The following is a 12,973-nucleotide window of genomic DNA, read 5'->3' as shown; positions in this document are numbered from 1 at the left end:
ATGGATGATGAATGCAGTAGAGTTAAGAGAAAAAGGCTATCAGATTTTAGTCAATCATTTGGGACAGTCTGATGCAATTCGCTTTTTGCAACAAATGGGTTGGGGTCAGGGAGATTATACCCAGGAGCGGCGTGATGTTTTAGAGTCGGTGACGCGGGAGGAGTTTTTGGAGGATTTACGGAAAATCCGAGGTCTTCAGTAACCGGGTTTCTCAGTGGCGGGGATGGGGTAAAATCGGGATGGTGTCCCTACCTGATTCAAGAACGCCTCAACGTTCAGGGGAAACCCGGTTTCAGGCGATCAGAAACCGGGTTTTTGGGAGGGTTTGGGGGGAAATGAGGGGATGGGCGCAACCCGGTTTCTTGGCTAGTGGGGGGAAAGAAACCGGGTTTCAGGAAGGTTGCAGTGGGAAATGGGTCGGTGCAAGAAACCCGGTTTCAGGTTTGAGGTCGGAAACTGGGTTTTTGGGAGAGTTGGGGGGGGAAATGAGGGGATGGGCGCAACCCGGTTTCTTGGGTTTGAGACTGGCGGGGATGGGGTAAAATCGGGATGGTGTCCCCTATCCGGTGTGTGGCTATGGATGAAGAGCGATCGCAGGCTTATCTCTCCCTGATTCAAGAACTCCTCGAATGTCCCAGTGGGGAGGAACCGCAAATCCTCAAAAGTCATCTGGAGTTGCTGGATGAAGGTTTTGTGCAGGTGTGCGAGTGGGCGGCAGCACAGTTTCAGGAAGCGGAACACAATGAGGAGGCAGAGTTTGTACGAAATGTGGCACGACGGATAGGGGTGTTTTTAGCGCAGGGGGCAGTGCAGCCATCCCAAAGCGAGATAACACCCGCAGAATATAAAACCTTTTTGCAAGAAGCCCTGCGCTTGACCAGAGAAAGTGGTTTTAGTCCGTCTGTTGTTTATCCTTTCCTAGACAGTCACGGGGACAAACTGAATCAGGATCTGATTGCTCTGATTCCTGCCTTTGCCACAAGCACTAACATTGCTACTTTATTTAGTTTTGCCAATTTAGTTCAACAATTTCCTCGGGGTCAACGGGCGATTAATCTAGAAATTGCTATTACTATCTACACCAAAGCCCTCGATTTTTTTGATGGTCAGAATAACGGAACTGCCTGGGCAACCATTCAAAATATCTTGGGAAATGCCTACTTATATCGTCTACAGGGAGAGCGGGCGGAGAACATCGAGGAGGCGATTCGCCGCTACCAAGCCGCCTTAGAAGTCTATGCCCCCAGTGCCTATCTCGAAGAATGGGCAATGACACAAAATAACTTGGGAGAAGCCTATCGTAACCGCATCCGGGGAGAACGAGGGGAGAACCTAGAACGGGCAATTGGCTACTACGAAGCCGCTTTAGAAGTCAGAACCCGCAGCGCCTACCCCGAACAATGGGCGATGTCGCAAAACAACTTGGGAAATGCCTACTTATACCGCATCCAGGGAGAGCAAGCCGAGAACCTGGATCAGGCGATTGGCCACTACGCAGCCGCTTTGGAAGTTTATACCCTCAGTGCCTATCCTGAAGATTGGGCAGACACGCAAAATAACTTGGGGAATGCCTACAGCGACCGCATCCGGGGAGAACGATCTGAGAACATAGAGCAGGCGATCGCCTGCTATGAAGCCGCTTTAGAAGTGAGGACTCGCAGCGCATTTCCCGAAGATTGGGCAGACACGCAAAATAACTTGGGACTTGCCTACTGGAAGCGCATCCGAGGAGAGCGGGGGGAGAACATCGAGCGGGCAATTCGCTACTCCGAAGCAGCCTTTGAAATCTATACCCCCAGCGCCTATCCGGAAAAATGGGCGATGTCGCAAAATAACTTGGGGCTTGCCTACTTATACCGCATCCGGGGAGAGCGAGCCGATAACCTAGAGCTGGCAATTCGCTCATTTGAAGGCGCTTTGGAAGTGAGAACCAGCAGCGCTTGTCCCGAACAATGGGCAGAAGCTCAAAATAACTTGGCAATTGCCTACTCTAACCGGATCCGGGGAAAGGAAGCAGAGAACCAGGAGCGGGCGATTGGCTGCTTAGAAGCGGCTTTAGAGGTCTATACCTCCAGTGCCTATCCGGAAAAATGGGCGATGACTCAAAATAACTTGGGAGAAGCCTACCGTAACCGGATCCGGGGAGAGGAAGCCGGGAACCAGGAGCGGGCGATTGGCTGCTTAGAAGCGGCTTTAGAGGTCTATACCTCCAGTGCCTATCCGGAAAAATGGGCGATAACTCAAAATAACTTGGGGAATGCCTACTGTCAACGGATCCAGGGAGAGCGGGCGGAGAATATTGAGCGGGCGATCGCCTGCTATGAAGCCGCTTTAGAAGTAAGGACCCGTAATGCTTTTCCCCAATACTGGGCAAGGACTCAACATAACTTGGCGATTGCCTACTCACACCGCATCCGGGGAGAGCTAGCGGACAATATCGAGGAGGCAATTCGCTGCTTCCAAGCTGCCCTCGAAGTCTTTACCCCCTCCGCCTTCCCCCTAAACTGCCTTGAAACCGGACGCAACCTCGGCAACCTCGGCTATGACCTCCAAAACTGGGAAATCGCCATCGAAGGCTATAACCAAGCCATCCTTGCCATCGAACAAAGCCGCTACTGGGCCACCTCCGAAGCCACTAAACGGGAACTCATCGCCAACTCCCTTGATATCTATCAAAAAATGGTGCAAGCCTGCATCAACCACCAAGACTACCCCCAAGCCTTGCTCACCGTGGAACGCAGTAAATCCCGCACCCTCCTCGAACTCCTCGACAGCGCCAACCTCTACCCCAAAAACGCCACCGACGCACAAAAACAACGCATCAGCGACCTGCGCCGTCAAATCGCCAGCTACCAACAACAACTCGCCTACACCTCCAGGGACACCCTCACCCCCGCTACGGAGAAGCACCCCAACCAACCCTCACCGGAAACCCTCATCCGCCAACAACTCCAAGCCGCTAACCAGCAATTCCAAGACCTGCTCACGGAACTGGACGACCCCAACTTTACCCTCACCCAACAAGTCCCAGCCCAACTCCCGGACTTGCGCCGCCTCCTCCCGCCCCAAACCGCCCTCATCGAGTGGTATCTCCCCAGGGAAGCGGAATCCGGGTTTTACGCCTTCCTCGTCACCCGCCGAGACGAGCAAATCCAGATTACCCCCCACCCCTTCAGCGCGGAAGACCGCCAACACCTGGACCAAGCCCTCCAGGACTACCGCAGCGACTACGGAAAACCCTCCTGGAATCAGCAACTCCCCCAACGCCTGGAAACCCTCAGCGGTGCCCTGCAACTCCCCCGCCTTCTGGCTGAATTATCGGAGATTCAACACCTCATCCTGATTCCCCACCGGGAACTGCACCTCATCCCCCTCCACGCTCTCCCTGTCTCTCTCCCCTCGCCTTCTGGGGGTGAGGGAAAACCCCTGCAAGACTGGTTCCCGGTGCAATATGCCCCCAGTTGTCAAATTCTCAACAACCTCCAGCAGCGTCCCCCCCTCAACCGGGAAACCGTCCCCTTCTTCGCGATTCAAAACCCGACGGAAGACCTGGACTATGCGGAGTGGGGGGTGGAACTCTTACTGCGCCAATTCAGCCCCCATCAAGTCTTGCGTCGCGACCAAGCTACCCGGGCGAATTTAACCCAACCCCACACCCAAACCTTCCTTGAGCAGAGTCACGCCGTCCATTTTGGCTGTCACGGTGAATTTGACGAGGCTAACCCCCTCAACGCCTATCTGAAATTGGCGAATGGGGAAAAGCTGACGTTTCTGGAGATTTTCAACGGTCTGAATATTCCCCTCTGTCGCCTGCTGGTGCTGTCGGCTTGCAAAACGGGCTTGGTGGAAACCTCCCACACGGATGACTATGTGGGATTATCCAGTGCTTTTTTCTACGCGGGAGCGCGAACGGTGGTCGCCAGTCTCTGGAATGTGGATGAACTGGCGGCGACTCTGGTGACCCTGCGCCTCTATCAAATTTTACCCGATTATCCCTCGGTGACAGTTGCCCTGCAAGCGGCTCAAACCTGGTTACGGGGGTTATCTTCTGCGGAGATTCTGGACTGGCTCAAACATGAGCAGAAGGCGACGGAGGAGGAAGTGGAGGAAGTGGAAGACCGTTTGAGTTTATTTGATGATAACCCCCCCTTTGCTAATGCCTATTATTGGTCAGCGTTTACGGCGATCGGGAATTGATGGGTATCATGAGAATAGAAAGACAAACCTCTCGTGACTTGAGTCATTACAATGGTTTGCTTAGAATTAATCTCAACCTTGAAGGGACTGAGCCGTTCAGACAAGTTCTATCTCATGCAGCTTCTCATTTCAGAACTCGCCCAAGAAGAAGCGGATCTGATTAAACCTGACCAAGCTTACCCGGTATGGTCGCCTTATGATGCAGATGAGGCAGCAGATACCATGTTAAAGGTACTTCAGACTAGCAAAGCTCAAAGGGTTATAATGTGGGAGAGTTGAGCCATGATCAGGTCAGACCCTTCCCACTTTATGTGGCGCAGCAGGTGGGGGCGTTTTTAGGGCAGGGGTAACGCAGTTATCCCACAGCGAGATAACACCCGCAGAATACGAAACCTTTTTGCCACAAGCACTTTCTTCGACTTACCATGAAGGTCTTGGTATAATTAATAAGATAAAGTTGTGGTGGTACTCCCATGCCCCAGGTAGTTCTAGATCCAGAAGTAAAGACTGAGATAGATCGTCTTGCTCAAGTCAGGCAAGTTGACTCCAAACTTTTGGAGAAGTTTGCCTATTTCGTTCTTGAGATATCACAGCAAAAGTCAAGCAATAAAGCTCATTCGCTGAAGACTCATGAGCTAAAAAAAGCTATTTATGAGCGGTTTAGTGTCAAGGATACATCGGAGTTGAAAAAATCTGGTGCATTCAGGATGGCTACTGATGGCATGGACAAGTTAGACTTTCGCTTACAACTCACCTGGGAAACACTCTATCGAAAATTTGTGGGTATTCTTCCCCATGAGCAAAGCCAGGAAGGATATGGTTGTATTAATGGAATTGATATTTTTAAATACTTTAAACCCTGGCAGGTATTTGGGCTAGATCCCAAAACCGCTACCAAGAATGATGTCAAAATGGCCTACTATCAATTATCGAAAATTTATCATCCTGACAATTTGGTAACGGGTGACAGAGCAATTTTTGAGCAAGTGGAAAATATGTACAAGAGTATAATTGCTGGATTTTGAAGATGCCTTTTGATAGAGAAATTTTTTATATTGAAGAAATAAAACTGGCTGAATCTTTAGAACTAACTCAACAAGGTTTAGACGAAATAGTTGATTTTCTACAAGCATCGACTGATGAAAGTATTCGACTCAAAGAATGGTTACATTTTGTGGTTCAAAATTATGTAACTAAGCAACAACCGATTAGGATTTTTTCCCGGGAAGGAGCTTTGGCTATTGCCAGTTATCTGGATTTGAGAGGCGATGCCACTCAGATTTCCCTCAAAAGAGTGATTGCATTACTAGATAAATACAGCGTCAATCAAATAGATGCAAAGATTCGGAGGGCGCTGTATGAAAATACTTCTTCTCTAGTTTCCAGAAATAAACGTCACTGGCTTAATCGAGAAGATGTAGTACGGATATTTATTACCACTTCCTCCAGGTTAGAGCAGGCGTTTAGAGATATTCAAAGATCGGATTTTCCCATGAGAATGAATATAGACTTTGAAGATTATGACGGCATGAGATTCTTCTCTTTGTCTGGCTTAGAAAAACTCAGTATAGAATTGTCCTTGAAATTGCGCTCAGAGGAGAGGCGGGCTTATTGTAAACGGGTGAGTGAAGTGGCTCCTCCGGTATTAGAATTTCTGGCGATCGCGCCTTCTCCAGAGCCAAAACAGATTGAGCAAGCTATGAACTTCGCCAAAAATAGAGATCAAAAAACTTGTCAGGTGACGGGTGTTGTTAGAGATAAGTATAACCAACGGATTGAACTGGTTGGTCATCATCTTTATGACAAAAATGCTTATCATTTTCTCAGCGCCGATCCAGATAACATTTTAACAATTGACAAAAGACTGCATGAAGATTTTCATCAATGGAATGGAGGAACCCAAAAAACTTGTACAATCGATGACTTCATTGATTATGTGGAGTGGCGCTATCCCGACAAGCATGAATTAATCTTAACCTTGCATAATAAGCAAAGAGTTCTCATGTTTAAATTGGCTCAAGTACAACGGACATTACCTGAAAGTAGAGATTAAAGTTCTGGTGTTCTTGACTGGCTGAAATATGACCATTAGGCGACGGAGGAAGGAATGGAAGCGGTGGAAGACTATTTGAGTTTATTTGATGACCCCCCCCCTTTGCTAATGCCTATTATTGGTCAGGGTTTACGGCGGCGGGATTATAATTGAGTCAGGAGCGCGAGCCGGGAAAAGGCTAATCCTGACAGTTGACCCAGAAAATTAATGTGAGTGTGGGAAGGTGAGCGGATGCAAATTACTCTGAATCTACCGGATAGCCTTAGCCAAACTGAAACCTTTAATCAGAAGGACTGGCTTAGGGAAATTGCTGTGGCCCTGTTTGAACAAGAGCGGGTTTCTCTCAGCCGTGCCAGCACTATTGCGGCGATGGAGATTATGGAGTTTCAAAAGCTGCTGGCAGAGCGTGGCATCTGTGTTCACTACGATGTAGCAGATTTTGAACAGGATGTCCAGCACCTGCGCGATCGCGGCTGGTTATGATTGTTGTGAGCGATACGTCTGCTGTTTCCAATCTTGCTATTGTTAATCATCTTTGGTTGCTAGAAGCAATTTATCAAAGGGTGATTATTCCTGACGTTGTGGCTAGAGAACTAGCAGCCGCCCGCAATCCTATCATTCCAGCTATTCTCCAAGTCGGCTGGATTCAAACCCAACCCCTCACCCACTCCCAACTCGCGAACCAACTGCAACAAGAACGAGGATTAGATGCTGGAGAAGCAAATGCGATCGCCTTGGCACTGGAGCTACAAGCGGATGATCTACTGATTGATGAACGCTTGGGACGGCAAGAAGCTCTGCGGTTAGGGCTGTCTATCATTGGTATCCTGGGCATTCTGCTGGTTGCCAAACAAAGAAACCTCATCCCCCAGGTTAAACCTATTATGGATGCGCTGATCAACGAGGCTGGTTTTCGCGTCAGCCCCCAACTTTATCAGCGTGTCTTAACCCTTGCCCAAGAGCCTGATTAAAATTATTGGTTTTACGGCGATCGCCTTATAATACAGTTAGCCATGATAAGGTTAGACGATGCCCACATCTGAAAAAGAACGAATTGTGCGGGCTTTCTTACTGCTTCTCCATCGAGAAAGCAAAAAATCGGAAAGTGCGATTATCCCCCCTACAGCTTGGGAAAATTTACCGGAACTGCAAGCGGGCCTCGCTCAAGCCAATGATGACATTAAAATCATAGCACGAGCCATTACAAAATGGTGTAAAGAACACCAATATAGTTCAATTCTCCAAGCTCTCCGACCTGTCCTAAGTGATTCGATTCCTGAAGATGAAGACCCAGACGAGGACGAAACCGAACAACAAATTCGATTGGGTAACTTATCTCTAAAATTTGTGGATGAAACCATTAGCCAAGCTCAAGGGCAACATGAGCAGCAATCATCATGACAGATAAGGTTATTTATGCCCCAGAAATTCGGTTATTTACCTATCATTTAAAACTCCTCAGAACCACAAACCTTAACGAAGCCGACAAGGATTTAGATTTAAGGTCACTGATTGCCTATTATGTGCAGTTATTGGCGGATTATGGGTTGGTGGATTCCCTAATCAAAAAACTACAAAAAGAGATGTTATCTCCCTGGTCAATTATTGATAAGTGGCTTGAGTATATTCACACAATTAAACTGTTTTTATGGTGGGTTGAACTGAGGATAATTGTTCTGGAAATTCTCATTAATTTAGAAGATTATCTGAGCAGCCAGACCCTAGAAGATGTGATAAAAAACTATCTATTTAGGGCGGATTTTGAAGATTTAACTGATGATAAGAATAATAATCCATTTTTTAAAATTATTAATAATCCCGGAAAAATCGGCATTCAACACTTAAATTTGTCCCGGAAATATCGGGGAGCTTTCCGTCCTCAATATATGAATGATAGCTATAGTTTTTTGTTGCAACTATTGCGTCCCCAAAAACTGGGACAAGATGGGGTGAAGTTCTCAGAACTTGCGGAATTAAAACCCCCTGACTCATTTTTTGCCGGAACTTCGTCAACCCTAGACGAACCCCTACAAAACCATCTCAAACAAGCCTCTTGGGGGACAACGATTCTGTTTAGTGGTTTGATGGAATCACCCCCAGAGACTCTGGAGAAGGGAAAACACTTAGCCGATGAACTATTACAAAACTTGTTAAAATTAGACTCCCTAGAAACCGCGCCACCTTTCTGGGAGAGTCGAGAGTTTTTTGGGGGATTTTTGTATGAGTATCAGAAGATTTATAATCGCCATTCCTACGGACAGATTCTGATTTTGCTGCTATTTTCAGAGGATAGTAAAGAGAAACTTAATGGGGTGCAGTGGTCGTTACCGGAGTTGTTTTTTTATGAACGCAAGATTCATCAAAATTACCTCGATAGTCGTGAGGAATATAAAAGGGCAAATCGGGATATTAAAACGATAGAGGAGACGATTCGGACTTTTCCGCCGAATATTGCGACGAATGTGCCGCCGGATTTGTCGGAGGACGAGTTAAGGTCATTAAAGCAGGAAATTAAGAATTTGTTGGATTTATCGTTGCGCTATTCTCAACGAATGCGGAGTTTGGTCACGTTCGAGAATACGATCGCCATCAACCGGCAAAATTATCTCAATACTCTGACACGCATGGAGATAAAAAGTCAAAGTGATTTGACCGGGTGGCGGGATAAGGCAAATCAGATTTTTGGGATGTTTCAGGGACAAATAAAAGCCGATTTGGTGTATCTGCAACAAGGGGAAAGACTGCTAGATACGGCAATTAATACGATTCGCGGATTGGTGGAAATTGACCAAGCAGAACGCGATCGCGCCCTAGAACATCAAATCCAAGCGGCTGGGTGGGGAATTGCGGTGGGGGCGATCGTAGCTTCGACTTCGGGGTTGATTTTTCAGGAGAAAATGACCTTTCCCTGGGAAGCTAATCGAGGTGATAATGTGCATCCTTTTACTATTGCTGTGGTGCTGAGTTTCGGTGCCGCTGTGGTGGCGTGGTTGGGCGCTAAATGCTGGATTAAGTGCAGTAAAAAAAGGCGATCGCCCTCCCCTGGGGTAAACAAGCGAAGCCAACAGCCGTGAGGGTGACTCCAGCAGACAGGAGATAACGACAATCGCCGTCATGATCAGAGCCATTAAGGATAATTGATATTAGGGCGATCGCGCCGGGTGTCCGGAGGATGTATCGCCATCAGTAGTCTAGTGGCTTATTTAGCCTTCAAAGCTGCCAAATATGGGATTAAAAAAAGGCGATCCGGATCGTGATTTCACTAGATTAAAGCTACTTAATTTCCTGAATGTTTAATCATCATCATCAAACTCGATCCGGGTAGTATGACCTGGGTCGGATTCGGTGATCTCATTGGCTGCTAACTCTTCTAAATCTGGGATATCTAATTGCTTATTTAGGTGAATATCATTAACAAGTTTTAAGCGAATTAAAAGCCTCGGTCCGGTGTGTCCTAAGCGCACCACCATACCATCTACAATTCGCCTCTTGTTAACCATCTGATTATTAACATAAGTGCCATTAGCACCAAAATTCACTAATTCCCATCCAGATGTTTTATTCCACAATTCCAGATGATGTCTTGAAACCACGGCACTACCAATAATAACATCATTATCTTTCGAGCGACCAATACGCAAGATTGGTTTATCCTCAAAAGTCCAACGATGTAGAGGAACAGGTCGGCTAGAATGAAGCAGGATGAGAGTAATCACACCAAAATTTAAGAGGCCAAAAATATACAACAAAGTCCTGAAAGATAGATAACCAACCTACAAGTTATAGCTATTTTTGGCAATGTATACCAAGTTGTAAGCTTGTGATAAGATGTGCGGTAAATTACTACAATCAGACAGTTTGAACCATTGAATAAGCAGGTGCAAAAAAAATCACATTCAGACATAAAAACTGATTTTATGGGAGCGGAAAGTTTCAGTTTTATGATATGGTCATTGTCCGTCATTTTTCCCACCTACTTAGTCATCTAATTTAGCCATTATGGCTGGCTATAATCATTATTTTAGGGATTTTCGGCATCAGCAGTGTCGGATGATTTAGTATCCTCCTTGTCTAAGTTGTTCTCAGCACTATCCGATGAGGATTTCCCCAACTCTTGGGCATATTTTTTTAAGCCTTCCAGGTCGCTGAGAGTCTGTTCAAAATCGTACTGTAAAAATCCCGCCGCCTGACGAATTTTTTGATCCAAGCCTTCTGTATACTGGGGAGGATTTTCAACCATTGATTCCGACACAATTACTCGCTTACTACCCGCGCTGGTCATGGCTGATGCTGGCATAATATAGATCCCCTGTAAAATGCCTCGCAAACCACCATCAGTTTTGAACAAGTAATTAGTCACTGTACCTGTATCATTTTTAATTAGATAGTCAACCAGAACCCCGACTTTTTTACCAGCATCTGTCCAGACTTCATGACCCATGCTAGAATCCGCATTTTCTGGCAATAAAAACTCATCTTCATCGGTGGATTTATTCACCAAAACAGCATCGACCCCAATAGTATCAATTTGTTGCCAACTAAATGCCCGTTTTTTGCCTCCTACTGGTAACATTCCTGACTTGGTGGTGAAGCCTATCACTTGGTTGGAGTTCAGATCGACTGCAATTTCTTCGATGTCGCCTAATTTTTCTACAGTTTGGCGATCGAGGACTAGCCGACCGATTAGGTCACTACGTTTGATGATTCCTTTCTTAGCGTTCATAGCAAATTTTTTCCTTGATAGGTGCTATTAATTGTAACATAATTGTTGACAAAGCACAGCTAATATGTTAATTAGGTGGCTGGCGGCTGGGTCAGGTTTTAGGACAACTGAAAAATAAACGACACCATATCCCCTTTACCTAAAGCAATACGATCGCCTGGTCGCAAGCGATGACGGTTTCCTTTTGGCAGAGGAATATTGTTAATATATGTTCCGTTAGAACTACCCACGTCCTCAATATAATAGGCATCTCCTTCTGGGCGAATATTAGCATGAGTTCGGGAAACAATTTCCGCATTAGCAAATCCAGAAACATCTATATCCGGGGGTACTAAATCATTAGGTTTGCCAATATGAATCACGGGTAAGTTTTGGGGTATTTCCAGCAGGGTTTGACTTTGAACATGAACCAATTTAGCGGTTTGTTGCTGGAGTTGGGTGGCGGGAGTTCCCACATTAGCCACTGGTGGGGGAGAGGGGAATATGGGGTCTGGTTGTGGTGGGACTGTTGACTGAGTTGGGGGTTGTACTGGGTCGGGGTCGGGGATGGGGTCGGGGATGGGGTCGGGGTCGGGGTCGGGGTCGGGGTCGGGGGCTGGGTCGGGGTCGGGCTGAGGTGATGCCAAAGATGGGTCGGGAGTCGATTTTTGTAAATTGACAGCAGAATTAGGATTAGATGCTACTGTGGCTACCTCTTCATCTGGTATCGGGTCAGGAAATACCAAATCTGGTAGCGGCGGAACTACCGTAGGAATTAAATCAGGGTTTTGGTTTTCTTCACCCTCGGGGGTCGGTAGCAAATTATAACCACACTGACCGCAGAAAGAAGCATCGGCTTGGACTGTTGCGCCACAATTGGGACAACTGGTAGTAGTGGGAAGGGGAGTATAACAAGATTCGCACTGAGTTGCGCCCTCTGGGTTCTGATGATTACAATTTGGACAGACAATCATAGGGTTCTCCTTTCGCCATAGAAGAGCGATCGCACCATAGCTAATACTTAGATCCTAACCTACCATCAATCACTGAAATCTCAGCCTTTCTGGATTTCTTCTCCCGCCGCCGCATCAAGTAGCCACCAAAGTTCACCCTGGGGCTGAATGAAGCGACTAGGGTAGGCATTTGCATCCCCTGTAGGGGCAAAAACTTGCGCCAGAGCCGATCGCTTACTAGCCCCAGCTACTAGGAACATCACACAATCAGCTTGATTGATGAGAGGAATGGTGAAGGTGATGCGAGGTTGACCGTCTTTATTCCCCACTGTTACTAAGCGATCGCACACTTGCAGCGCATCTGTCAACGGAAACAGAGAAGCTGTATGGGCATCATCCCCCATTCCTAACAAGATCATATCAAAACTGGGAAATTCTCCCGGATCTACCCCAAAAAATTCTCGAATTTGGCGATCGTGGTTTTCTGCGTCTAGTTGGGGATTGCCGCTACCCGTGGGCATAGGATGAATGTTAGACTCTGGGAAGTTAACCCGATCTAACCAAGCACTGCGAGCCATTTTCTGGTTACTATCTGGGTGATCTGGGGGCACATAGCGTTCATCTCCCCAGAAAATATGGATCTGGTCTAGGGGTAGATCTTGTTTGGCTAAGGCTTCATAAATGGGTTGGGGAGTCCCTCCCCCGGCTAAGGCTATGGTGAATCGATTTCGGCTTTTCACCGCCGCCTCCATTTTGCTGAGGATGATTTCTTGCGATCGCCCGACCATTTGTTCGCGGGTAGCTAAAACTTCGATTATTTTGTGCATCATATCCTCAAAATCAGCTTTGACCACATCATAAAGCCTTTTTCTGGCAAATCGTCAATTACTTAGTCGGCCTATGCTCACGGGGACAGTGTAACCTCCGAAAAATCACGGATGCAAGATCACAAGTCTTAGGTGTTTTATATCACAATTATTCTTGATCAATTTCACCTGAACTAGGGCATGGTATCACGGTAAATAAGAGACGTTTCACACAATAATCAAGATACAGGGCATAGTTTTT

The 12,973-nt window shown here is 46.8% G+C and carries 14 protein-coding genes; 10 read left to right on the top strand and 4 right to left on the bottom strand.

Annotated elements, in window-relative coordinates:
- Positions 1-4: 4 nt before the first annotated feature.
- The 10 genes from N39L_RS19705 to N39L_RS19660 all read left to right on the top strand — a co-directional run bounded on the left by N39L_RS19705 (position 5) and on the right by N39L_RS19660 (position 9,324).
- Positions 5-202 carry a hypothetical protein gene (locus N39L_RS19705; protein WP_014276118.1) on the top strand — a complete coding sequence of 66 codons (198 nt, stop codon included), beginning with the start codon at positions 5-7 and terminating at the stop codon, positions 200-202.
- A 37-nt stretch (positions 203-239) separates the two neighbouring features.
- The gene (locus tag N39L_RS19700; protein ID WP_014276117.1) at positions 240-542 is read left to right on the top strand and encodes a hypothetical protein; all 303 of its coding nucleotides are present in this window, start codon (positions 240-242) and stop codon (positions 540-542) included.
- A gap of 7 nt (positions 543-549) precedes the next feature.
- On the top strand, positions 550-4,197 hold the full coding sequence (locus tag N39L_RS19695; protein ID WP_014276116.1) for a CHAT domain-containing protein: 3,648 nt from the start codon (positions 550-552) through the stop codon (positions 4,195-4,197).
- A gap of 114 nt (positions 4,198-4,311) precedes the next feature.
- Positions 4,312-4,476, top strand: coding sequence for a hypothetical protein (locus N39L_RS19690; RefSeq protein ID WP_014276115.1), 165 nt, complete (start codon positions 4,312-4,314; stop codon positions 4,474-4,476).
- Positions 4,477-4,670: 194 nt separating this feature from the next.
- Positions 4,671-5,222 (top strand): J domain-containing protein, encoded by a 552-nt coding sequence (locus N39L_RS19685; RefSeq protein WP_006616899.1) that lies wholly within the window; start codon positions 4,671-4,673, stop codon positions 5,220-5,222.
- Between the two features lie 2 nt (positions 5,223-5,224).
- Complete coding sequence (locus N39L_RS19680) at positions 5,225-6,250, top strand: hypothetical protein (protein ID WP_006616898.1); 1,026 nt, start codon at positions 5,225-5,227, stop codon at positions 6,248-6,250.
- Positions 6,251-6,481: 231 nt separating this feature from the next.
- Positions 6,482-6,733, top strand: coding sequence for a UPF0175 family protein (locus N39L_RS19675; protein ID WP_006616897.1), 252 nt, complete (start codon positions 6,482-6,484; stop codon positions 6,731-6,733).
- Entirely contained in the window at positions 6,730-7,221 is a 492-nt protein-coding gene (locus tag N39L_RS19670; RefSeq protein ID WP_006616896.1) for a PIN domain-containing protein, read from the top strand. Before N39L_RS19675 ends, N39L_RS19670 begins: the two co-directional genes overlap by 4 nt.
- A gap of 58 nt (positions 7,222-7,279) precedes the next feature.
- On the top strand, positions 7,280-7,651 hold the full coding sequence (locus N39L_RS19665) for a hypothetical protein (RefSeq protein ID WP_014276113.1): 372 nt from the start codon (positions 7,280-7,282) through the stop codon (positions 7,649-7,651).
- Positions 7,648-9,324 (top strand): hypothetical protein, encoded by a 1,677-nt coding sequence (locus tag N39L_RS19660; RefSeq protein WP_014276112.1) that lies wholly within the window; start codon positions 7,648-7,650, stop codon positions 9,322-9,324. The genes N39L_RS19665 and N39L_RS19660 overlap by 4 nt, the downstream gene beginning before the upstream one ends.
- Positions 9,325-9,543: 219 nt before the next feature.
- Here N39L_RS19660 and N39L_RS19655 read toward each other — a convergent pair whose 3' ends face one another.
- The 4 genes from N39L_RS19655 to pgl form a co-directional block, all read right to left on the bottom strand.
- On the bottom strand, positions 9,544-9,966 hold the full coding sequence (locus tag N39L_RS19655) for an FHA domain-containing protein (RefSeq protein WP_014276111.1): 423 nt from the start codon (positions 9,964-9,966) through the stop codon (positions 9,544-9,546).
- A gap of 305 nt (positions 9,967-10,271) precedes the next feature.
- Positions 10,272-10,973, bottom strand: coding sequence for a PRC-barrel domain-containing protein (locus tag N39L_RS19650; protein ID WP_006616892.1), 702 nt, complete (start codon positions 10,971-10,973; stop codon positions 10,272-10,274).
- 98 nt (positions 10,974-11,071) lie between these two features.
- Positions 11,072-11,926 carry a double zinc ribbon and FHA domain-containing protein gene (locus tag N39L_RS19645; protein WP_014276110.1) on the bottom strand — a complete coding sequence of 285 codons (855 nt, stop codon included), beginning with the start codon at positions 11,924-11,926 and terminating at the stop codon, positions 11,072-11,074.
- An 80-nt stretch (positions 11,927-12,006) separates the two neighbouring features.
- On the bottom strand, positions 12,007-12,732 hold the full coding sequence (gene pgl / locus N39L_RS19640; RefSeq protein ID WP_006618490.1) for a 6-phosphogluconolactonase: 726 nt from the start codon (positions 12,730-12,732) through the stop codon (positions 12,007-12,009).
- Positions 12,733-12,973: the final 241 nt, after the last annotated feature.

This window comes from Limnospira platensis NIES-39, from assembly GCF_026000695.1.
Lineage (GTDB): Bacteria > Cyanobacteriota > Cyanobacteriia > Cyanobacteriales > Microcoleaceae > Limnospira > Limnospira platensis.
This window is presented reverse-complemented; position numbering and strand designations above follow the sequence as displayed.

Coding starts and splice junctions, on each gene's coding strand:
- N39L_RS19650 (WP_006616892.1), bottom strand. CDS start 10,973: ATGAACGCTAAGAAAGGAATCATCAAACGTAGTGACCTAATCGGTCGG.
- N39L_RS19645 (WP_014276110.1), bottom strand. CDS start 11,926: ATGATTGTCTGTCCAAATTGTAATCATCAGAACCCAGAGGGCGCAACT.
- N39L_RS19675 (WP_006616897.1), top strand. CDS start 6,482: ATGCAAATTACTCTGAATCTACCGGATAGCCTTAGCCAAACTGAAACC.
- pgl (WP_006618490.1), bottom strand. CDS start 12,732: ATGCACAAAATAATCGAAGTTTTAGCTACCCGCGAACAAATGGTCGGG.
- N39L_RS19690 (WP_014276115.1), top strand. CDS start 4,312: ATGCAGCTTCTCATTTCAGAACTCGCCCAAGAAGAAGCGGATCTGATT.
- N39L_RS19705 (WP_014276118.1), top strand. CDS start 5: ATGATGAATGCAGTAGAGTTAAGAGAAAAAGGCTATCAGATTTTAGTC.
- N39L_RS19670 (WP_006616896.1), top strand. CDS start 6,730: ATGATTGTTGTGAGCGATACGTCTGCTGTTTCCAATCTTGCTATTGTT.
- N39L_RS19660 (WP_014276112.1), top strand. CDS start 7,648: ATGACAGATAAGGTTATTTATGCCCCAGAAATTCGGTTATTTACCTAT.
- N39L_RS19700 (WP_014276117.1), top strand. CDS start 240: ATGGTGTCCCTACCTGATTCAAGAACGCCTCAACGTTCAGGGGAAACC.
- N39L_RS19665 (WP_014276113.1), top strand. CDS start 7,280: ATGCCCACATCTGAAAAAGAACGAATTGTGCGGGCTTTCTTACTGCTT.
- N39L_RS19685 (WP_006616899.1), top strand. CDS start 4,671: ATGCCCCAGGTAGTTCTAGATCCAGAAGTAAAGACTGAGATAGATCGT.
- N39L_RS19695 (WP_014276116.1), top strand. CDS start 550: ATGGTGTCCCCTATCCGGTGTGTGGCTATGGATGAAGAGCGATCGCAG.
- N39L_RS19680 (WP_006616898.1), top strand. CDS start 5,225: ATGCCTTTTGATAGAGAAATTTTTTATATTGAAGAAATAAAACTGGCT.